The organism is Pseudomonas sp. HMSC076A11 (assembly GCF_001810205.1).
GTDB lineage: Bacteria > Pseudomonadota > Gammaproteobacteria > Pseudomonadales > Pseudomonadaceae > Pseudomonas > Pseudomonas aeruginosa.
In genome coordinates this window covers 102577-121806 of the sequence record NZ_KV800309.1, presented here as the reverse complement: position 1 = coordinate 121806, position 19230 = coordinate 102577, and the positions used below count along the sequence as shown (strand labels likewise).

General features: G+C 67.2%; 20 protein-coding genes. 14 read left to right on the top strand and 6 right to left on the bottom strand.

From position 1 onward, the window contains the following. Positions 1 to 17: 17 nt before the first annotated feature. The gene (locus HMPREF2716_RS15605; RefSeq protein ID WP_003082649.1) at positions 18 to 1079 is read right to left on the bottom strand and encodes an SMP-30/gluconolactonase/LRE family protein; all 1062 of its coding nucleotides are present in this window, start codon (positions 1077 to 1079) and stop codon (positions 18 to 20) included. A 140-nt stretch (positions 1080 to 1219) separates the two neighbouring features. On the opposite strand from HMPREF2716_RS15605, the gene rnd reads away from it, so the two are divergent. From rnd to HMPREF2716_RS15590, 3 genes are all read left to right on the top strand, one after another. After that, complete coding sequence (gene rnd, locus HMPREF2716_RS15600) at positions 1220 to 2344, top strand: ribonuclease D (RefSeq protein WP_003145300.1); 1125 nt, start codon at positions 1220 to 1222, stop codon at positions 2342 to 2344. After that, positions 2341 to 2634, top strand: a complete 294-nt coding sequence (locus tag HMPREF2716_RS15595; protein WP_003082651.1) for a YcgL domain-containing protein — start codon at positions 2341 to 2343, stop codon at positions 2632 to 2634. Before rnd ends, HMPREF2716_RS15595 begins: the two co-directional genes overlap by 4 nt. Positions 2635 to 2888: 254 nt before the next feature. After that, entirely contained in the window at positions 2889 to 3821 is a 933-nt protein-coding gene (locus HMPREF2716_RS15590; RefSeq protein WP_043492145.1) for a D-2-hydroxyacid dehydrogenase, read from the top strand. An 11-nt stretch (positions 3822 to 3832) separates the two neighbouring features. On the opposite strand, the gene aitP is transcribed toward HMPREF2716_RS15590, so the two are convergent. Further along, positions 3833 to 4801, bottom strand: coding sequence for a CDF family iron/cobalt efflux transporter AitP (gene aitP / locus HMPREF2716_RS15585; RefSeq protein WP_019725985.1), 969 nt, complete (start codon positions 4799 to 4801; stop codon positions 3833 to 3835). Between the two features lie 67 nt (positions 4802 to 4868). On the opposite strand from aitP, the gene HMPREF2716_RS15580 reads away from it, so the two are divergent. From HMPREF2716_RS15580 to hxuC, 5 genes are all read left to right on the top strand, one after another. Continuing rightward, positions 4869 to 5144, top strand: coding sequence for a metal/formaldehyde-sensitive transcriptional repressor (locus HMPREF2716_RS15580; protein ID WP_003082658.1), 276 nt, complete (start codon positions 4869 to 4871; stop codon positions 5142 to 5144). 76 nt (positions 5145 to 5220) lie between these two features. After that, positions 5221 to 5670 (top strand): YcgN family cysteine cluster protein, encoded by a 450-nt coding sequence (locus HMPREF2716_RS15575; RefSeq protein ID WP_003082662.1) that lies wholly within the window; start codon positions 5221 to 5223, stop codon positions 5668 to 5670. Positions 5671 to 5818: 148 nt separating this feature from the next. Beyond that, the gene (locus tag HMPREF2716_RS15570) at positions 5819 to 6346 is read left to right on the top strand and encodes an RNA polymerase sigma factor (protein ID WP_003082669.1); all 528 of its coding nucleotides are present in this window, start codon (positions 5819 to 5821) and stop codon (positions 6344 to 6346) included. Next, positions 6343 to 7326: a FecR family protein gene (locus tag HMPREF2716_RS15565; RefSeq protein WP_023081863.1), complete on the top strand. Its 984-nt coding sequence runs from the start codon at positions 6343 to 6345 to the stop codon at positions 7324 to 7326. The genes HMPREF2716_RS15570 and HMPREF2716_RS15565 overlap by 4 nt, the downstream gene beginning before the upstream one ends. A 128-nt stretch (positions 7327 to 7454) precedes the next feature. Then, entirely contained in the window at positions 7455 to 10010 is a 2556-nt protein-coding gene (hxuC, locus tag HMPREF2716_RS15560; RefSeq protein WP_003112363.1) for a heme receptor HxuC, read from the top strand. A 6-nt stretch (positions 10011 to 10016) separates the two neighbouring features. On the opposite strand, the gene lepB is transcribed toward hxuC, so the two are convergent. Further along, complete coding sequence (gene lepB, locus HMPREF2716_RS15555) at positions 10017 to 10556, bottom strand: signal peptidase I (RefSeq protein ID WP_003082673.1); 540 nt, start codon at positions 10554 to 10556, stop codon at positions 10017 to 10019. 76 nt (positions 10557 to 10632) lie between these two features. After that, positions 10633 to 12684, bottom strand: coding sequence for a S9 family peptidase (locus HMPREF2716_RS15550; protein WP_003112365.1), 2052 nt, complete (start codon positions 12682 to 12684; stop codon positions 10633 to 10635). 148 nt (positions 12685 to 12832) lie between these two features. On the opposite strand from HMPREF2716_RS15550, the gene HMPREF2716_RS15545 reads away from it, so the two are divergent. The 4 genes from HMPREF2716_RS15545 to HMPREF2716_RS15530 all read left to right on the top strand — a co-directional run bounded on the left by HMPREF2716_RS15545 (position 12833) and on the right by HMPREF2716_RS15530 (position 15159). Further along, positions 12833 to 13306: a hypothetical protein gene (locus HMPREF2716_RS15545; protein ID WP_003086834.1), complete on the top strand. Its 474-nt coding sequence runs from the start codon at positions 12833 to 12835 to the stop codon at positions 13304 to 13306. A gap of 63 nt (positions 13307 to 13369) precedes the next feature. Next, positions 13370 to 13831 carry an HIT family protein gene (locus HMPREF2716_RS15540; protein ID WP_003082677.1) on the top strand — a complete coding sequence of 154 codons (462 nt, stop codon included), beginning with the start codon at positions 13370 to 13372 and terminating at the stop codon, positions 13829 to 13831. Positions 13832 to 13834: 3 nt separating this feature from the next. Further along, positions 13835 to 14608 carry a class II glutamine amidotransferase gene (locus tag HMPREF2716_RS15535; RefSeq protein WP_003082680.1) on the top strand — a complete coding sequence of 258 codons (774 nt, stop codon included), beginning with the start codon at positions 13835 to 13837 and terminating at the stop codon, positions 14606 to 14608. A 26-nt stretch (positions 14609 to 14634) separates the two neighbouring features. Next, on the top strand, positions 14635 to 15159 hold the full coding sequence (locus HMPREF2716_RS15530) for a DUF2937 family protein (RefSeq protein WP_003082681.1): 525 nt from the start codon (positions 14635 to 14637) through the stop codon (positions 15157 to 15159). An 8-nt stretch (positions 15160 to 15167) separates the two neighbouring features. On the opposite strand, the gene HMPREF2716_RS15525 is transcribed toward HMPREF2716_RS15530, so the two are convergent. Next, positions 15168 to 16028 carry a LysR substrate-binding domain-containing protein gene (locus tag HMPREF2716_RS15525; protein WP_003082684.1) on the bottom strand — a complete coding sequence of 287 codons (861 nt, stop codon included), beginning with the start codon at positions 16026 to 16028 and terminating at the stop codon, positions 15168 to 15170. A gap of 167 nt (positions 16029 to 16195) precedes the next feature. Here HMPREF2716_RS15525 and phnW point away from each other — a divergent pair, with 167 nt between their 5' ends. After that, a complete protein-coding gene (phnW, locus tag HMPREF2716_RS15520) occupies positions 16196 to 17311 on the top strand; it encodes a 2-aminoethylphosphonate--pyruvate transaminase (protein WP_003086851.1) in 1116 nt (371 codons plus the stop codon). Positions 17312 to 17346: 35 nt separating this feature from the next. Next, on the top strand, positions 17347 to 18174 hold the full coding sequence (gene phnX, locus HMPREF2716_RS15515) for a phosphonoacetaldehyde hydrolase (protein WP_003100114.1): 828 nt from the start codon (positions 17347 to 17349) through the stop codon (positions 18172 to 18174). Positions 18175 to 18224: 50 nt separating this feature from the next. Here phnX and HMPREF2716_RS15510 read toward each other — a convergent pair whose 3' ends face one another. Beyond that, a complete protein-coding gene (locus HMPREF2716_RS15510; protein WP_070621951.1) occupies positions 18225 to 19136 on the bottom strand; it encodes a LysR family transcriptional regulator in 912 nt (303 codons plus the stop codon). Between the last annotated feature and the right edge of the window lie 94 nt (positions 19137 to 19230).

Below are 19230 nucleotides of genomic sequence, written 5' to 3'. Positions count from 1 at the left end.
TTTTCGCCTCGGCCTTTTCAGGGGATCGCCAGGCGGCCGATCCGGTCGTTTTCCAGGCTGCCGAAGTAGAGCTGGTCGCCCACCGGCTTCGCCGAGGTGATCATGCGCAGGTGGTGGCCGCTGGTGTCGTGCAGGCTGCGGACGATCCTGCCCTGTTCGTCGATGGCGATGACCAGCCCGTAGGCGGTCGGCTTGGGCAGGAACATGCGCGGCAGCTTGGCCAGCTGCGCCTTCAGCCAGGGATGCCGGTGGAGGAAGTCGGCGTCGGCCTTGCGCGGGGTCGGCAGGGCCACCCAGAAGGTACCCTTGCGGTCGCCCTGGAGGTTGTCCGGCAAGCCCGGCAGGTTGTCGATGAACACCTCGTGCTGGCCAGCCTTCTCGCCTTTCAGCCAGTAGCGGGTGATGCGATAGCGGTAGGTCTCGTTGACCAGTACGAAGTCCTCGTTTGCCGAGAGTGCCACGCCATTGGCGAAGTACAGGTCCTTGAGCAGCACCTCGGTCTTGCCGGTGGACGGGTCGTAGCGCAGCAGGCGGCCGTGCGGTCGGGCCTCGAGCAGGTCGAGGATGTAGTCGGGCTGGTGGAACTTGCTGGAAGCGTCGCTGAAGTAGATGCGGCCGTCGCTGGCGATGTCGAGGTCGTCGGTGAAGGCGAAGGGGACACCGTCGGCCTCGGTGGCGAGGGTTTCCACCTTGCCCTGCGGATCGATGCGCAGCAGGCCTTTCCAGGCGTCGGCGAGGATCAGGTTGCCGGCGGCATCGAAGTCCATGCCCAGCGGGCGGCCGCCGGTGTCGACGAAGGTCTCGACCTTGCCGCTGGCGTCCAGGCGTACCACGCGGCCGTCGGCGAGACCGGCATAGACGCGGCCCTGGCTGTCCACGGCGGTGTCCTCGGGGCCGTGCAACTGGCCCTGGCCAAGCAGCTCGGCCTTCATCAGGGTGTCGTTGGGTTCGAGGACCCCGGTCATCTGCGGAGCGGCCGGAGCATCCCAGGCGAGCGGGTCGATCGGGCTGGTCTTCAGGGCCAGGTAAAGAGCCGCGCCAGCCAGCAGGAGGACGATTATTCCGCTGAGCTTCTTCATGCAGTTCCCTTGTTCGGATTGTCGGACAAAGGGCGGAGTATGGACATTCGCTACGCTCATCGGCAAGCGCGGTGCCGAGCGGAATGCTCGCATGGCGCCAGGCTCTATATAATGCGCCGCACTTGACCAAGGAGATGTTCGTGACCGCGCCCGAAATCCAGTGGATCCGCGATGATGCCAGCCTGGCGCAGCAATGCCGGGAATGGCGCACACAGCCGTACCTCGCGCTCGATACCGAGTTCATGCGCGTCGATACCTTCTATCCCGCGGCCGGTCTGGTGCAGGTGGGCGATGGCCGGCAGGAGTGGCTGATCGATCCGCTGCTGATCCAGGACTGGAGCCCCTTCGCCGAGCTGCTCGAAGACGAGCGGGTGGTGAAGGTGCTGCATGCCTGCAGCGAAGACCTCGAGGTGTTCCTGCGCCTCACCGGCAGCCTGCCGGTGCCGCTGTTCGATACGCAGTTGGCCGCCGCCTATCTCGGCATGGCCCATTCGATGGGCTACTCGAAGCTGGTGAAGGAGGTGCTGGACATCGACCTGCCCAAGGACGAGACCCGTTCCGACTGGTTGCAACGGCCGCTCACCGAGATGCAGATGCGCTACGCCGCCGACGACGTCCAGCACCTCGCCCAGGTCTACCTGGCCCTGGATGCGCGGCTGAGCGAGGAGAAACGCGCCTGGCTGCTGGAGGACGGCGCCGAACTGGTCGCCAACCTCTGCCGCGAGAGTGATCCGCGCGAGGCCTACCGCGAGGTCAAGCTGGGTTGGCGGCTGCGTCCGCAGCAACTGGCGGTGCTCCGCGAACTCTGCGCCTGGCGCGAGGAGCAGGCACGCCTGCGCAACCGGCCGCGCAACCACGTGCTGCGCGAACGTACCCTGTGGCCGCTGGCGCGCCTGCTGCCGAAGAACAAGACCGACCTGGCGGCGATCGAAGACATGCATCCGCGCACCGTGCGCCAGGACGGCGACTTCCTCATCGAACTGATCGCCCAGGCTTCGCGCCTGCCGCAGAGCGAATGGCCCGAGGCGCTGCCCGAGCCGCTGCCGCCGGAGGTCACCCCGCTGCTCAAGAGCCTGCGCGCCATCGGCCAGCGCGAAGCGGAGACCCTGGGCATGGCGCCTGAGCTGATGCTGCGCAAGAAGATCCTCGAGGCACTGCTCAAGAGCGGCTATCCCGACGGTCCCTACGAACTGCCCGATTCCCTCCGCGGCTGGCGCCGCGAACGCATGGGCCAGGCCCTGCTGGACGCCCTGGAGAGCGCATGAAACGAATCTGTTCCGTCTACAAGAGCCCGCGCAAGAACGAGATGTACCTCTACGTCGACAAGCGCGAGGCGTTGAGCCGCGTACCCGAGGCCCTGCTGGTGCCGTTCGGCGCGCCGCAACATGTCTTCGACCTGCTGCTCACCCCCGAGCGCCAACTGGCCCGCGAGGATGTCGCCAAGGTCCTGGAGAACATCGAGAAGCAGGGCTTCCACTTGCAGATGCCGCCGGGCGAAGAAGAGTACATCGAGCATCTCCCGGAAGAGTTGCTGCGCATGAACGACCCGCTCTGACGCGAGCCGTACCCCGCTGGCGCCGGCTTCCCGGCGCCACTTTCACGACGTGAAACCCGCTCTGTGCAAGGCTGCGCCTTCGGTGCATGATGTCCGCAAGATGTCGCACGATAGCGGAACCCCTGGCAGCGACCGTGGTCTACCAGCGCCAAACCTGCTGCTCTCGAGGGCTTCCCTCCAGGAGCCGTGATGCATGAAAGAACAATATTCTCCGGCCTGATCGCCAGCCCTTGTCCGGCTTGGCAGTGTGACCCATGCGCTTGCTGATTCTCGAACGTGACCACGCTCTCTATGCCGCGCTGCTGATGGCGGCCGACCCCAGCCTGAAGGTGGTGGCGGGGGACGATCCCCTGCAGCTCATCGACGCCGCCAGCGAGTGCTCGATCTGGCTCGGCCAGCCCGACCTGGTGGCGCAGATGCTGCGCCAGGGCGTGCATCCGGTCTGGGTGCAGTCGACCTGGGCGGGCATCACGCCGCTGCTGGCCGCCGACCTGCCGAAGGACTACAGCCTGACACGCGCGGTAGGCATCTTCGGCCAGGTGATGAGCGAATACCTGCTGACCTACATGCTCGCCCACGAGCGCCAGTTCCTCGGTCGCCTGGCCAGCCAGGTCGGTTCGCAATGGGATAGCCGCACGCCTGGCGGGTTGCGTGGCCGGCAGGTGGTGATCGTGGGCACCGGGGAGATCGGCCAGGCGGTGGCGCATACCCTGTCCGGCTTCGGCATGGACCTGACCGGGGTGGCGAAGAATCCGCGTTCGCTGGTGCCGTTCAACCGCATGGGGTCGCTCGACGACCTCGGTCGCCTGGTGGAGACGGCCGACTACCTGATCAACCTGCTGCCCGACACCCCCGATACCCACGACATCTACGACCGTGCGCTGTTCGCCCGGCTCAAGCCCTCGGCGCTGTTTATCAATGCCGGGCGTGGTGTCGCGGTGGTGGACGCCGACCTGGTGGCGGCACTGGAGAACAACCAACTGGCCGGCGCGGTGATCGACGTCTGCCGCGAAGAGCCGCTGCCGGCCAACCACCTGTTCTGGCATACCCCGCGCCTCTTGCTGACCGGGCACACCGCCGCGCCGACCCTGCCGGGGACGATGGTCGAACTGTTCCGCGACAACCTCGCGCGCTTCTGGGCGGGTACCGCCATGCGCGGCGAGGTGGACTTCGCTCGCGGCTACTGAGCCGCGTTCCCTCAGGCGGCGAGCGGGAGCAGCGGGTTCACCTCGACGGTGATGTGCACCAGTTCCTCATGCTCGGCCAGGCGGCGCTTGAAATAGTCGGCGCTGCCTTCCTCGGTGGTCAGCAGACTCAGCAGGCAGGCGTACTTGCCCTGGCCGACCTGCCACAGGTGCAGGTCGAGCAGTTCCGCCGGCAGCGGGCTGCTGGCGATCGCCGCGCGGATTTCCGCAGCCACCGGCGCGTCCATCTGCGCATCCAGCAATACCCGGCTGCTCTGCCGGATCAGGCCGCATGCCCAGACACTGACCAGTACCGCGCCGACGATACCCATCAGCGGGTCCAGCCAGGCCGCGTTCCACAGCAGGCCGCCGGCCAGCGCGACGATCGCCAGCAGCGAGGTGGCGGCATCCGCCAGCACGTGCAGGTAGGCGGCGCGCAGATTCAGATCGTGCCGGTGGGCATGATGGTCGTGGTGGTGGTGGTGGTGGTGGTGGTGGTGCGAGTGGCCGTGCCCGTGGTGGGCATGGCCGTCGCGCAGCAGCCAGGCGCAGGCGAGATTGACCAGCAGGCCGAGCGCGGCGACCAGCATCGCCTGCTGGTAGTGGATCGGGCTGGGGTCGAGCAGGCGTTCGACCGATTGGTAGAGCATCAGCCCGGCCACCAGCAGAAGCAGCAGGGCGCTGGTGTAGCTGCCGAGCACCTCGATCTTCCACGTACCGAAGCTGAAGCGCGGGTCGTTGGCATAGCGCCGCGCGGCGCCGTAGGCGAGTACCGCAAGACCCAGGGCCAGGGCATGGGAGCTCATGTGCCAGCCGTCGGCGAGCAGGGCCATGGAGTTGAACAGCCAGCCGCCGGCGATTTCCGCGACCATCATGCAGGCGGTGAGCAATACCGCCCAGCGCGTGTTGCGCTCGGCCAGCGGGTTGCCCTGGTCGAACCGATGGGAATGGCGCAGGGGCTGGGTAGTCGGGGTGCCGGGCATTTGCTACTGTCCTGTCGAGACGTCGAAAATATACTATACCCCAGTATATTACCTTGAGGAGAGAGCGGTGGCCCATACCATCCATGGGAAGAAGAAGCTCCTGGCGCGGGTGCGCCGCATCGCCGGGCAGACCCGGGCGCTGGAGCAGGCGCTGGAAGAGGGCAGCGAATGCGCGGCGGTGCTGCAACAGATCGCGGCGATCCGCGGTGCGGTGAACGGCCTGATGAACGAAGTGCTGGAGGGGCACATCCGCGAACACCTCGGCGCCGAGCAGGCGAGCGCGGAGCAGCGTCGCGAAGACCTGGAACTGGTGGTGACCGCGCTGCGTTCCTACCTGAAGTAGCCATGTGCCGGCCGGTGCTTGGCCTGGAGGGGGCGGGGGACTAGACTATCGCGCCTTTTCACCAGCCCCCGATGCCATGGCCGCCAAAGTCGAACCCTTCTGGAAACGCAAGACCCTCGCCCAACTCGACCAGGACGAGTGGGAGTCGCTGTGCGACGGTTGCGGCCTGTGCTGCCTGCAGAAGCTCGAGGACGAGGACGACGGCAGCGTCTACTACACGCGTATCGCCTGCAAGCTGCTCGACCTGCAAAGCTGCCGCTGCACCAACTACGCCGAGCGCATCCGTTTCGTCCCCGACTGTATCCAGCTCACCCCGGCGCAGGCCGACGAGTTCCAGTGGTTGCCGCCGACCTGCGGCTATCGCCTGGTTGCCGAAGGCAAGGACCTGCCGCTCTGGCACCACCTGGTCTGCGGCGACCCGGAGCGGGTCCACAAGGAACGCATTTCCCAGTCCGGGCGCATGCTCAGCGAGACCCAGGTGGCCGAGGACGACTGGGAGGACTACCTGATCTTCCGCGCCGGCTGAGCTCGCGTCCGTCGCACTTCCTTACCTTGTGAAATGATATGTATTATCATTCGCATATTTGCAAGGGACTTCCGTATCCGACGGAAGCGGGGAGGCGAGGTGTTGCAGCGGGTCAACGGCGCGGGGGGCGCCGCCGGAGGATGCACGGATGGATGAGCGCTTCCGTGGTTCCGTCTCGCATGCCTATCAGGCGTTCCATGGCGAGTTGCTGCGCTTCCTGCGCAAGCACCTGGGCAGTTCGGCGGACGCCGCCGACCTCGCCCAGGATACTTTCGCCCAGTGGCTGAAATGGCCGGGCCGGCAATCGGTCGAGCAGCCGCGCGCATTTCTTTTCCAGATCGCCCGCAACCTGTTGCGCGACCATTGGCGCCGGCAGCAGAGCCGCGGCCAGGATCTCGACCGGCCGGCGGCGAACGACGAACCCGCCGCGCTGGAAGGCGAGGCGGCCGGGCCGGGCGAGCGTTTCGAACAGCAGCAGCGTCTCAGCCACCTGGCGGCCGCGCTGGCCGAGCTGCCGCCGCGGCGGCGCGAAGCGTTCGTCCTGCACAAGTTCGACGGCCTGTCCCAGGTCGAAGTGGCCGAGCGCATGGGAATCTCCCTGAGCATGGTGGAAAAGCACATCGCCAGCGCCTTGCTGCACTGCAAGCGGCGGCTTGGCCAGGGAGGCGAAGGATGAAGCCGCTGGAACGACTGGAACCGCTGTTCGCAGACAAAACCGAAGAGGACATCGATCACCGCGCCGCCTACTGGTTCAGCCGGCGTCGTTCCGGGCATTTCAGCGCTGCCTGCCGGGCCGAGCTGGAGGATTGGCTACGCGCCGATCCGCGCCATCGCGAAGCGCTCGAGGGCATGGAGCGGCTCTGGCGCGAATTCGACGGCCTGCCGCGCCCGGCGCTGGACGATATTCCCGAGCCGGTGCCGGCCTGGCGCCTGCCCCGGGCGCTGGCGGCGGCGTTCTTCGTGTTCTGCGCGCTGCTCGTCGCCACCCTGTTCTGGCGCGACCAGTCGCTCGGACCGAACCTCGCCTACGGCACGGCACCTGGCGAGCAGCGCGAGGTGGTCCTGGCGGACGGATCGAAGCTGTTCCTCGACGTCGATACCCAGGTGCAGGTGCGTTACGCCGAGCGCACCCGCGACGTGCTGTTGAAGAAAGGCGAGGTGTTCTTCGTGGTCAGCCACGATCCGGCCCGGCCTTTCCGGGTCGGCAGCGGCGACAGCCGGGTCACCGTACTCGGTACCCAGTTCAGCGTCCGGCGCAACGCGCAGGCCCTCGCCGTGGCGGTGAAACAGGGGCGCGTGGCGTTGCAGCCGTCCCTGGAGAAGGATGCCGAACATGTGCTGCTGGCTGGCGACAGCGCGCGCCTGGACCTCGCCGAGCAGCGCCTGGAACTCGGCCATGTGGCGCCGGAGCAGGTCGCCAGTTGGCGCGATGGGCAACTGGTGTTCCGCGACAAGCCGCTGGGCGAACTGGTGGAGGAACTGTCGCGCTATCGCGCCGCGCCGATCCGCCTGGGAGATCCCCGGCTTGCCGGCAAGCGGGTCTCCGGTACGGTGCGGATCGCCCGCCCCGACGATTTTCTCCTCGCCCTGCCGGCGCTATTGCCGGTGCGGGTGCAGCCGCAGGCTGGTGGCGAGGTGCTGATCCTGGCGCGCTGAGGCGCGTCGTCAGCATTAATGAAAATATTTTTCATTCGCATATGTGGGTTTTTCTCCCTGCTGCGTCTTCTCTGCTGTCCGTCGCCGCTGCCGGCGACATCCAGCAGTCACTTGGGGAGAGTTCCAGCATGACCTTGCCTTTCACCCGCGCCGCCTGGCGCCCGCTGTGTTCCGCCGCCGTGCTCGGCGCCGCGTTGTGGGCCGCCGGCGCCAGCGCTGCCGAACGACGCTTCGACCTGCCGGCGCAGCCGCTGGCCGCCTCGCTGTCGCGCCTGGCGCAGCAGGCGCAGGTCCAGGTGCTGTTCGACGAGTCGCTCCTGCGGGGCCTGCGCGCTCCGGCGCTGAGCGGCAGCTACGGGGTGCGCGAGGCGCTGGAGCGGTTGCTGGTCGGTTCCGAGCTGGAGCTGGTGGAGGCGGGCGGCGGCTACGTGGTGCGCCGGCGCCAGGTCGACGCCTACAGCGACAACGCGCTGCAACTGGACGCGCAGACCATCGTCGGCAACGGTCGCGAAGTGGACGCCAGCAACGTCGGCCGTTCGACCCTGACCCGGCGGGATATCGAACGCCAGCAGGCGGACAACATCCCCAGCCTGCTGCAGACCCTGCCCGGAGTGACCATGGGCGGCTCGCCCAAGCCGGGCGGACAGACCACCAACATCTGGGGCCTGGGCGACGCCGAGGACGTGCCCTATACCCTGGACGGCGCGCAGAAGAGCGGCTTCGAGCGCTACCAGCAGGGCACCGTGTTCATCGAACCGGAAATGATCAAGCGCATCGAGGTGGAGAAGGGACCGCACTCGGTGTTCACCGGCAATGGCGGCTTCGGCGGCACCGTGCACATGGAGACCAAGGACGCGCCGGACCTGCTGCGCGAAGGCCGCGACGTCGGCGCCATGCTCAAGTACGGCTATCACTCCAACGACCAGCAGAAGATCTACTCCGGCGCCGTGTTCGGTCGCAGCGAAGACCGCCGCGTCGATGCCCTGCTCTATCTCAACGGCCGCGACGGCCGCGACATGAAGCTGGCCGACAACCTGCCGCTGTCGCCCACCGACTACCCGATCAACCCCAAGCGCCTGCCCAACAGCGCCCAGGACGAGAAGACCGGTCTGTTCAAGCTCAACCTGCACCCCACCGAGGAGCACGACCTGGGTTTCACCTACCTGCGCTCGAAAAGCTCGCGCTGGACGCCGTTCTCCGCCAGCAGCTACCCGACCCCGCCGAGCCAGTGGACCATCGACCGCTACGGCTACGAGCTGGGCCTGACCCGCCTGCTGGCCCACCGCGATACCACCGACACCACCTGGACCGGCAAGTACAACTACCATCCGCTGGACAACCCCTGGATCGACCTGCAACTGAGCTATTCCGACGCCCGCACCGAGCAACTCGACCGTCGCGAGGACACCGCCTTCTACCAGCTCGCCACCGGTGGCAAACGGATGCGTACCGAGTACCAGGACAAGGTCCTGGAGCTGCGCAACACCAGCCGTTTCGATACCGGAGCGCTACAGCACGAGCTGACCCTGGGCGCGGCGCTGCACAAGCACAAGCGCGACATCCTCATGCACATGCCGGGCAAGACCTACGAGACCCCGCGCTACAACTACGGCTGGCTGCAACCGGCATTCATGCCGGCCGGCAAGCAGGACACGCAGAGCTTCTACATCCAGGACGCGATCACCTACGGCAGCCTGACCGTCACCCCATCGATGCGCTTCGACAGCGTGCGCAACGACGGCCAGGCCAACCTGGCGCCGATCTACGACAATCCCAAGCTCGGCCATGACTATCGCGCCCAGACCTACTCCGGCTGGTCGCCGCGGCTGTCGGTGTTCTGGACCGCGACGCCGAACCTGGCGTTCTTCGCCGACTACACCGAGACCTGGCGAGCGCCGGTGATCGACGAGCAGTACGAAGTGCAGAACAGTTCGACCATCGGTGGCAGCAGCCGCGACCTGGACGCCGAGCGCATCCATGCGATCCGTGGCGGCAGCGTGATCAACCTGCCGGACCTGCTGGTCGCCGGCGACAGCCTGCAGATCCGCACCACGTTGTTCCAGAACCGCATCAAGGACGAGATATTCCGCACCCGCAGCGTCGGCTGCCGCCAGCAGTCGATCGACAACGGCAGTATCGGTGGTAGCTGCGGCGACATGCTGCCGCTGAGCAACTACCGCAACTTGCCGGGCCTGACCATCAAGGGCTTCGAGATCGAGAGCTTCTACGACAGCCAGCGGCTGTTCGGCAGCCTGTCCTACTCGTGGATGACCGGCAAGCACGATGGGGCCTACAGCAATCCCTGGGGACCGAACGTGTGGGCGCGCGACATCCCGCCGCCGAAGTGGGTGGCCATGCTCGGCCTGAAGGTTCCGGAATGGGATGCCAAGCTCGGCTGGCAGGGCGAGTTCGTGCGCAAGACCGACCGCCTGCCCAGCGATCGCTACAGCGGCGGGATGGGTACCGGTTCCGGCGATATCTACTGGGATCACGCGGCCAACGACAGCTACGACACTCATCGGCTGTTCGCCGAGTGGGTCCCGGCCAAGCTGGGCCTGAAGGACACCCGCATCGACTTCACCGTGGACAACCTGTTCAACCGCTCCTATCGCCAGCCGCTGGGCGGCGACCTGGTCTACAGCCAGGGACGCAACGCCAAGATCAGCGTCACCCAGTTCTTCTGAGGGGCGTCAGCGCACCGAACCGATGCGCCGGGTGTCCTCGGCATACCAGACGGCGAACACCCGGCCGACCAGGTCGGCGCGCGGTACGTAGCCCCAGTAGCGGCTGTCGTTGGAGTTGTCGCGGTTGTCGCCGAGCATGAAGTATTGGCCGGCGGGGACGGTCCGCTCGGCCATGCGCAGGGAGTCCGGCTGGCGCAGCGCCTGTTGCGCCAGGTAGGGCTCCGTCACCGGGCGCTCATTGACGTAGAGCCGGCCGCCATCGATCCGCACGCGATCGCCGGGTATCCCGGCGATGCGCTTCACATAGGCGATGCTGCGCTGCGGCGGGAAGCGGAACACCACCAGGTCGCCGACCTGCGGGTCGGCGAAGGCGTAGCGCGCGGCGTTGGCGAGGATGAAGTCGCCCTGTTGCAAGGTCGGTTCCATCGAGCGCGAAGGGATCTTGTACAGCGCCACGCCGAGGAGCCGTGCGCGCGGGTCGAGACTGGCGGTGCCGAACGGATTCGCCAGGTAGACGGCCAGCATGATCGCGGCGAGCAGGCCCATGGCGGGCCAGAAGCGTCGTTTCACGAAGGTTCCCTTTTTCGTGGCGGAAGGCCGGCGTCGCCGGCCCCCGCGGTGGTCATACCAGGCCGAGGACCTTGAGCAGGAAGGCGTATTCCAGCGCCACGTCCTTCAGCCCCTGGTAGCGGCCGCTCATGCCGCCGTGGCCGGCGCCGAGGTCGGTCTTGAGCAGCAGCAGGTTGGCGTCGGTCCTGGTCGCCCGCAGTTTCGCCACCCACTTGGCGGCTTCCCAGTACTGCACGCGGCTGTCGTTGTAGCCGGCGACCACCAGCAGGTGCGGGTAGTCCTGGGCCCTGACGTTCTCGTAGGGCGCGTAGGCGGCGATCCGCGCATGCACCTCGGGCTCCTGCGGGTTGCCCCACTCATCGTATTCGGTGACGGTCAGCGGCAGGTCCGGATTGAGCATGCTGTTCAGCACGTCGACGAAAGGCACCTCGGCGATGGCCGCGCCGAACAGTTGCGGGCGCTGGTTGAGCACCGCGCCGATCAACAGCCCGCCGGCGCTGCCGCCGCTGATGGCGAGACCCTCGGGACGGCAGTAGCCCTCGGCGAGCAGGTGCTCGGCGCAGGCGATGAAGTCGTCGAAGCTGTTCTGCTTGTGTTCCAGCTTGCCGGCCCGGTACCAGGCTTCGCCCAGTTCGCCGCCGCCACGGACATGGGCGATGGCGAAGACGAAGCCGCGTTCGAGCAGGCTCAGGCGGGCGTGGGAGAACCAGGGATCGAGGCTATGCCCGTAGGCGCCGTAGCCATAGAGATAGAGCGGCGCGGGGCGCCCGGCGGCGATGCCGTCGAGGACTTCCTTGCGCGCCACCAGGCTGACCGGCACCTGCGTGCCGTCGCCGCTGCTGGCCCAGATGCGCCGGCTGGCGTAGGCGTCGGCGTCGAATGGGCCTTCCACCGGGGTCTGCTTGAGGACGGTCTGCGTGCCATCGGCGAGGTTCAGCTGGCGTACCTGCGCCGGACGGTTCAGGGCCTCGTAGCGCAGTCGCACGCAGGGGCTGTCGAATTCCAGGCTGTCCTGCACGTAGAGGCTGTAGGCGGCGTCCGGCAACTGCACGCGGTAGGCCGGCAGGCCCTGCGGTTGCACCTCGATAACCGGCAGGCCGCCGTCGCGCAGGCCGAGGATCACCGCCTCGGCGTTCAGGCTGACATCTTCCAGGGTCCGCTGCGGGTCGTGGGCCACGCGCAGTTGCCAGTGCTCGCGAGTCGGCCGCGACTCCTCGGCCTGGTAGAGGGCGAAGTTGATCCCCGCCTGGTTGCTGCGGATCAGCCACAGGCCCCGGCCGTCGAGGCGACCGTGGTCGGGGTAGTACTCGTGGCCTTCCTCGCGCGGCGCCAGGCAACGGAACGTTCCCTGCGGCTGGTCGGCGTCGAGCACCCAGGCCTCGCTGGTGGTCTTGCTGTTGAGCAGGAGGATCAGCTGGCGTTCCGAGCTGGAGCGGTAGCAGTGCAGGAAGAAGCGCCCGTCGCCTTCCTCGAACACCAGCTCGGCGCCGGCCTCGCCCAGGCGGTGGCGATAGAGCTTGTGCGGGCGGTGGGTGTCGTCCAGTTCGCCGAAGAACAGCGTGCGGTTGTCGTTGGCCCAGGTCAGGCTGCCGTCGCAGTCGTCGAAGGGCAGGGCCTGCACCGCGCCGCTGGCGAGGTCCTTGACGAACAGGCGGTAGATCTCGTCGCCGCTGGTGTCCAGGCTGTAGGCCAGCAGGCTCTGGTCGGGGCTGATGCTGAAGGCGCCGAGGGAGAGGAAGCCGCCGTCGGCCAACTGGTTGGGATCGAGCAACAGTTGCTCGGCGCCTTCGTCGACCGCCAGGCTGCCGTCCGCCGGACGCGGGCAGCGGTAGTGGCGCGGGTATTCGTCGCCGGCGGTGGTGCGCTGGTAGTACAGCCACGGACCCCACGGACTGGGCAACGACAGGTCGGTCTCGCGGATGCGTCCCCTGATCTCCTCGAACAGGGTCTCGCGCAACCCGGCCTGGTCGGCCAGTTCGCTATCCAGGTAGGCGTTCTCGGCCTTCAGGTAGTCGAGCACCTCCGGGGCGTCGCGCTCCTCCAGCCAGGCGTAGGGGTCGCTTCCGGCGTCGCGGCGGGCGATGGGGGGCTGCGGATGGGGCATCGGGAATCCTCGTCGATCCGGCCATGCGCGAGGCCGGGAAATCTGAATAAAACTGGCGGCGCGGCGCCCGCCATCGGTGGGTAGGCGCGTCGGCATGCAAAAGCGGCTATCATAAGCCCCCCATCACCGCTATCGCCACGCACGCCGCATGAATGAACAAGACTATCTGATCGCCTGGGGCGCCTACGCCATCGCCGGACTCGGCCTGATGCTGGTGTTCTGGCTGATGACCGGCTGGATGTGGCGCTGGCTGCGCGAACCCCTGCGGCTGATCGTCTTCATCCTGCTGTTCACGCCGACTCCGGTGGACCCGCAGAACGACCTCTACGCCCCGGCCATCGCCATCACCGCGCTGGATGTCGTGTTCAAGGTCGGCAACAACGCCTGGCGCGCGGTCTCTGACCTGGCCCTGGTGGCGCTGCTCGGTTTCGGCCTGTACCTGCTGATCGCCGCCATCCGCTGGCCGCTGGAGCGGGCCTGGAAGAATCGTCGGCATCCGTCGCAGGACGCCGAGGACGAGCCGACCCTGCGGCAGATGATGCAGCCCGAGTTGATGCCGGACGTCGACACCCGCACCGACGAGCACGGCGACCGGCGCATGCGCATCGAGCCGCGCCTGTAGCCTTTCGCGACGAAATCCATTCTTGCGCTACGCCCGGCAGGCGTTCAGCATGAGGCGAGGCCTATGTCGGGATTTCCCATGGATTGCGTGTTCTGCGCCATAGCGGGTGGCCGCGAGCCGGCGCACAGACTCTTCGAGGACGAGCATTTCATCGTCCTGCTGGACATCTTTCCGCTGCGACCGGCGCACGTGCTGATCGTAGCCCGCGAGCACGCCCCGCACCTGAGCGATCTTTCCGCCGCCGCCCGCGACGCCCTCCTGGCGCTCGCCGAGCGTATCGGTCGCGCATTGCGCCGGGCCGGTTTCGGCGTGGAAGGCATCAACCTGTTGCTCAACGATGGCGTGGCGGCCAACCAGCACGTGGCGCACCTGCATCTGCACCTGATTCCCCGGCGTCGCGGCGACCTGCCGCGACTGCTCTGGCGCGCCCTGACCCGTTTCCTGCCGGTCGGTCGCGCGAGCCTGCAGGCGCGTCTGCAGCGGGAACGAGAACTACTACGTACAGCCTTGCTCAGGGAGGTTTGAGCCATGTGTGAACTATTGGGCATGAGCGCCAACGTCCCGACGGACATCGTCTTCAGCTTCACCGGACTGATGCAGCGCGGCGGCGGTACCGGCCCGCACCGCGACGGTTGGGGCATCGCCTTCTACGAAGGACGCGGCGTGCGGCTGTTCCAGGACCCGCTGGCGAGCGTCGATTCGGAGGTGGCGCGGCTGGTGCAGCGCTTCCCGATCAAGAGCGAGACGGTCATCGGGCACATCCGCCAGGCCAACGTCGGCAAGGTCGGGCTGAGCAACACCCACCCCTTCATCCGCGAACTCGGTGGGCGCTACTGGACCTTCGCGCACAATGGCCAACTGGCCGACTTCCAGCCCAAGCCCGGTTTCTACCGCCCGGTCGGCGAGACCGACAGCGAGGCGGCCTTCTGCGACCTGCTGAACCGCGTGCGCCGGGCTTTCCCCGAGCCGGTGCCGGTGGAGGTGCTGTTGCCGGTGCTGATCTCGGCCTGTGACGAATATCGCAAGAAAGGTGTGTTCAATGCCCTGATCAGCGACGGCGACTGGCTGTTCACCTTCTGCTCCAGCAAACTCGCCTACATTACCCGCCGTGCGCCATTCGGCCCGGCGCGGTTGAAGGATGCCGACCTGACCGTGGACTTCCATGCGGAAACCACGCCGGACGATGTGGTCACGGTGATCGCCACCGAGCCGCTCACCGACAACGAGAACTGGACCTTGCAGCAGAGCGGCGAGTGGGTCCTCTGGTGGGGCGGCGAGGTGTTGGCCAAGGGGCGGGTCTGAATCGCCGCCGTGAACGAGGAGAGCGCATGTTCCGCAGTTACCTGAGACTGCTGCTGTTCACCCTGGGCCTGCTGCTCGGGGTGCAGGTGCCCGGTTTCATCGACGACTACGCCAAGCGCGTCGACGCCCATCGCCTGGAGGCCGCGCAGAACATCCAGGGCTTCCAGCAGACCGCCGGGCAGTTCTTCAACGGTAGCCTGGAGGAACTGGTCAGGCATTACCGCAGCAACAGCGATCCGGTGTTCCAGCGCGACGGCGAGAACCTCGACCGCCTGATGCGTCGCGCGCGCATGCTCGACGCTGAGTGGCAGGCCATGCAGGGTCCCTGGTACGCCCGCGCCTGGCACATGCTGCGCGCACCGAACCATGAGTTGCTGATGGAAACCTATGCCAGCTACAGCTACCAGGTCCTGCTCAAGCCCGAGGTGATCGCCTGGGGCCTGGGCTGCGCCTTGCTGGTCGCCTGGATCGCCGAGCTGATCGTGTATTCGCTGGCCTCGCTGTTCGGCTTCGGCGAAGACCGCCGCACCCGCGAGCGTCACTGGAGCTGAGGCGCGACTCAGGCCGCCGCCAGTTCCAGGAATGCCCTGATCACCCGTAGGCCGCGGCGCTTCTCCAGGCAGCCGATCAGGTGGCGGTTGGTCAGCTCGGGACCGACCAGCGGCACCGCGCGAACCCGCGGATCGTTGCCGACCTCCAGGGAAGACACCACGCCGACGCCCAGTTCGGCGGCCACCGCTTCGGTCACCGCTTCCCGGCTGTCCAGCTCCAGCAGTACCCGCGGCTGCACGCCCTGCTCGGCACAGGCGCGGTCGAAGGTGCGGCGGGTGATCGAACCGGGTTCGCGCAGCACCATGATCTGCTGGTCGAGCTCTTCCAGCGGTACGCCTTCGTTGCGTTCGCACCAGGGATGCTGGCGAGGCAACAGGGCGCAGATGCGCGAATTCACCAACTCCTCCAGGAACAGCCCGGGACGCGCCTCGACCTCGGTCAGCACGGCGACGTCGACGTGTTCGCTGAGCAGCGCCGCGAGGGTCTCCTGGGCGTTGCCCAGACGCAGGTTGACGGTGATTCCCGGATAGCTCGCGCGCAGCCGGGCGAGCATCGGCATCACCAGGTGCGGGCCGTCGGCGGCGACTTCGAGGCGGCCGGAGACCAATTGTCGATTGGCGTCGAGCAGGGCCTCGGCTTCTTCCTCCAGGGCGAACAGGGTGCGCGTGATCGCCACCAGGCGCGAGCCCTCCTCGGTCAGTTCGATGCGCCGGGCGGTGCGCCGGAACAGGGTGACCTGGTAGTGCTCCTCGAGTGCCTTGACGTGTCCGGTCACCGCCGGCTGGCTGATGCACAGGCGCTCGGCGGCGCGGGTGAAACTGCCTTCGCGGGCGACGGCGTCGAAGGCGCGGAGCTGGAAGAGATTCATGGTATCGGCCTGGCTTATGGCTGGCATCGGAACAAACAATTTGAACGATAGTAGCGCGGCGCTCACCTTATGTCTCCAGGCTTCCCTGGAACGCCGGCGCGGAACGACCGCCCGGACCGCGAAGCCCGATCCGGTTTCTTTGGCCGATTCCCGCAGAGGAAATGAGCATGAGCACTGCCGAACGCGCACCCATCCTGCTGACCCCCGGTCCGCTGACCACCTCCTACCGTACCCGTCGGGCGATGATGGTCGACTGGGGCTCCTGGGACAGCGATTTCAACGAACTCACCGCCAGCGTCTGCCAGCGCCTGCTGAAGATCGTAGGCGGCGAAGGCAGCCACACCTGCGTACCGTTGCAGGGCAGCGGCACCTTCGCCGTGGAAGCGGCGATCGGCACCCTGGTGCCGCGCGACGGCAAGGTCCTGGTGTTGATCAACGGTGCCTACGGCAAGCGCCTGGCGAAGATCTGCGAGGTTCTGCAACGGCCCTTCAGCACCTTCGAGACCGAAGAGAACGTGCCGACCACCGCCGCTGACGTCGAGCGTCTGCTGGCCGCCGATCCGGCGATCAGCCATGTGGCGCTGATCCACTGCGAGACCAGCACCGGCATCCTCAATCCGCTCGAGGCCATCGCCAAGGTCGTCGAGCGTCACGGCAAGCGCCTGATCGTCGATGCCATGAGCTCCTTCGGGGCGATCGGGATCGATGCCCGGAAAGTTCCGTTCGATGCCTTGATCGCCGCCTCCGGCAAGTGCCTGGAGGGCGTCCCCGGGATGGGCTTCGTCTTCGCCCGCAGCGCCGCCCTGGAAGCCAGCGCCGGCAACTGCCACTCCCTGGCCATGGACCTGCAGGACCAGCACGCCTATATGCGCAAGACCGGGCAGTGGCGCTTCACCCCGCCGACCCATGTGGTCGCCGCCCTGCACGAAGCGCTCAGCCAGTACGAAGAGGAGGGCGGCCTGCCGGCGCGTCAGCGGCGCTACGCGAGCAATTGCGAAACGCTGCTCGGCGAGATGGCCCGGCTCGGTTTCCGCAGCTTCCTGCCGGCGGAAATCCAGGCGCCGATCATCGTTACCTTCCACGCGCCGCGCGATCCGCGCTACCGCTTCGCCGACTTCTACCAACGCGTGCGGGAGAAGGGCTTCATCCTCTATCCGGGCAAGTTGACCCAGGTGGAAACCTTCCGCGTCGGCTGCATCGGCCACGTCGACGCCGCGGAGATGCGGCAGGCGGTCGCCGCCATCGGCGAGGCGCTGCGCGAACTGGAAGTCCTCGAGATCTGAACTGAACGACAACGAGCAGAAAAGGGTTCACGACAATGAATTACAACCAGCCAGCCACCCTCCAGGCCGCCATCCTCGACTGGGCGGGAACCGTGGTCGATTTCGGCTCCTTCGCGCCGACCCAGATCTTCGTCGAGGCTTTCGCCGAATTCGGCGTCCAGGTCAGCCTGGAGGAAGCGCGCGGTCCGATGGGAATGGGCAAGTGGGACCACATCCGCACCCTCTGCGACATCCCGGCGATCGCCGAGCGCTACCGCGCCGTCTTCGGCCGCCTGCCCAGCGACGACGATGTCACCGCCATCTACGAGCGCTTCATGCCGCTGCAGATCGAAAAGATCGCCGAACATTCGGCGCTGATCCCCGGCGCCCTGCAGGCGATCGCCGAACTCCGCGGGATGGGCCTGAAGATCGGTTCCTGTTCCGGTTACCCGGCGGTGGTGATGGAGAAGGTGGTAGCCCTGGCCGAGACCAACGGTTACGTCGCCGACCACGTGGTGGCCACCGACGAAGTGCCCAACGGCCGGCCATGGCCGGCCCAGGCGCTGGCCAACGTGATCGCCCTGGGGATCGACGATGTGGCGGCCTGCGTGAAGGTCGACGACACCTGGCCGGGTATCCTCGAAGGGCGCCGCGCCGGGATGTGGACGGTGGCGCTGACCTGCTCGGGCAATGCCCTGGGCCTCACCTACGAGCAGTACAAGGCGCTGCCGGCGGCCGAACTGGAGCGCGAGCGGACGCGTATCGAACAGATGTTCGAAGGTTCGCGTCCGCACTACCTGATCGAGACCATCGCCGAGCTGCCGGCGGTGGTCCGCGACATCAATGCGCGCCTGGCGCGCGGCGAGATGCCGCAGGGTAACTGAGCCACGTCTGTGCCGAGGCCGCCGCGGGCAATCGCGGCGGCCTCGGTTTTCTAACCGGCGTCCGGGTGCCCCAGGCGAGTCTTGAGGAAGTCGATGAACGCGCGGACCTTCGACGGCAGGTGGCGGGTCGGCGGATAAACGGCATGCACGCCCTGGAGCGGAAACCCGTGGTCCGCCAGCAGGCGTTGCAGCGCGCCGCAGCGCAAGTCGGCCTGCACCAGCCAGTCCGGCAGCACGGCGATACCCAGGCCGTCGAGGGCAAAGGCGCGCAGGGCCGCGGCGTTGTCGGCCAGCAGCATGGGATGGCACGGTCCGCGGTAGCTGCGCAGGGCGCCGTCGGGGGCGCGTACTTGCCAGGGCAGGGAGTCCGCCAGCCGGCTGTGACCGAGATTCTGCAGGCGCTCCAGACTCTCCAGGTCGGTCGGCGGCGGTTCGCCGAGCGCCGCCAGGCAGGCCGGGCTGGCCACCGCCAGGACCTCGAAGCTGGCCAGTTGCACCGCATGGTGGGTGGAGTCCTCCAGGCGCCCCAGGCGGATGGCGACGTCGAAGCGTTCGCCAATCAGGTCGGCATGCAGCGATGAGGTCGACAATTGTACCTGCAACGCCGGGTGCAGCCGGGCGAATGCCTGCAGGGCCGGCACCAGTTGGCGCAGGCCGTATTCCTGGGTGGTGGTGACGCGCAAGCTGCCACGCAGTTCGCCATGCTCGGCGCGGGCGTCGTCGATGGCCAGGCGCGCCTCGTCGAGCACCTTCACGCAGCGCTGGTAGAAGCGTTCGCCAGCATCGGTCAGGGCCATCCGCCGGGTGCTGCGGCTGAGCAGAGAAACGCCCAGTTCGGCCTCCAGCCGCTTGAGGTTGAAGCTGACTACCGCACGCGTCTGGCCGAGGGTGTCGGCGGCGGCGCTGAGGGAACCGCAGTCGACCACGGCGCGAAAGGTTTCGAAGCGGTCGAGGCTGACCATGGAAAGCGTCCCTATTGTCAAATTCGATTTGACAGTCTATGCGCGATTAGCCTCTCCAGATAGCGCGAGCGCCTCGCTATGCTCCCCGGCAAAC

Coding starts and splice junctions, on each gene's coding strand:
- phnX (WP_003100114.1), top strand. CDS start 17,347: ATGAATTACAACCAGCCAGCCACCCTCCAGGCCGCCATCCTCGACTGG.
- HMPREF2716_RS15595 (WP_003082651.1), top strand. CDS start 2,341: ATGAAACGAATCTGTTCCGTCTACAAGAGCCCGCGCAAGAACGAGATG.
- hxuC (WP_003112363.1), top strand. CDS start 7,455: ATGACCTTGCCTTTCACCCGCGCCGCCTGGCGCCCGCTGTGTTCCGCC.
- HMPREF2716_RS15550 (WP_003112365.1), bottom strand. CDS start 12,684: ATGCCCCATCCGCAGCCCCCCATCGCCCGCCGCGACGCCGGAAGCGAC.
- HMPREF2716_RS15530 (WP_003082681.1), top strand. CDS start 14,635: ATGTTCCGCAGTTACCTGAGACTGCTGCTGTTCACCCTGGGCCTGCTG.
- HMPREF2716_RS15570 (WP_003082669.1), top strand. CDS start 5,819: ATGGATGAGCGCTTCCGTGGTTCCGTCTCGCATGCCTATCAGGCGTTC.
- aitP (WP_019725985.1), bottom strand. CDS start 4,801: ATGCCCGGCACCCCGACTACCCAGCCCCTGCGCCATTCCCATCGGTTC.
- HMPREF2716_RS15565 (WP_023081863.1), top strand. CDS start 6,343: ATGAAGCCGCTGGAACGACTGGAACCGCTGTTCGCAGACAAAACCGAA.
- HMPREF2716_RS15590 (WP_043492145.1), top strand. CDS start 2,889: ATGCGCTTGCTGATTCTCGAACGTGACCACGCTCTCTATGCCGCGCTG.
- HMPREF2716_RS15525 (WP_003082684.1), bottom strand. CDS start 16,028: ATGAATCTCTTCCAGCTCCGCGCCTTCGACGCCGTCGCCCGCGAAGGC.
- HMPREF2716_RS15575 (WP_003082662.1), top strand. CDS start 5,221: ATGGCCGCCAAAGTCGAACCCTTCTGGAAACGCAAGACCCTCGCCCAA.
- HMPREF2716_RS15605 (WP_003082649.1), bottom strand. CDS start 1,079: ATGAAGAAGCTCAGCGGAATAATCGTCCTCCTGCTGGCTGGCGCGGCT.
- phnW (WP_003086851.1), top strand. CDS start 16,196: ATGAGCACTGCCGAACGCGCACCCATCCTGCTGACCCCCGGTCCGCTG.
- lepB (WP_003082673.1), bottom strand. CDS start 10,556: ATGGGCCTGCTCGCCGCGATCATGCTGGCCGTCTACCTGGCGAATCCG.
- HMPREF2716_RS15535 (WP_003082680.1), top strand. CDS start 13,835: ATGTGTGAACTATTGGGCATGAGCGCCAACGTCCCGACGGACATCGTC.
- HMPREF2716_RS15510 (WP_070621951.1), bottom strand. CDS start 19,136: ATGGTCAGCCTCGACCGCTTCGAAACCTTTCGCGCCGTGGTCGACTGC.
- HMPREF2716_RS15545 (WP_003086834.1), top strand. CDS start 12,833: ATGAATGAACAAGACTATCTGATCGCCTGGGGCGCCTACGCCATCGCC.
- HMPREF2716_RS15540 (WP_003082677.1), top strand. CDS start 13,370: ATGTCGGGATTTCCCATGGATTGCGTGTTCTGCGCCATAGCGGGTGGC.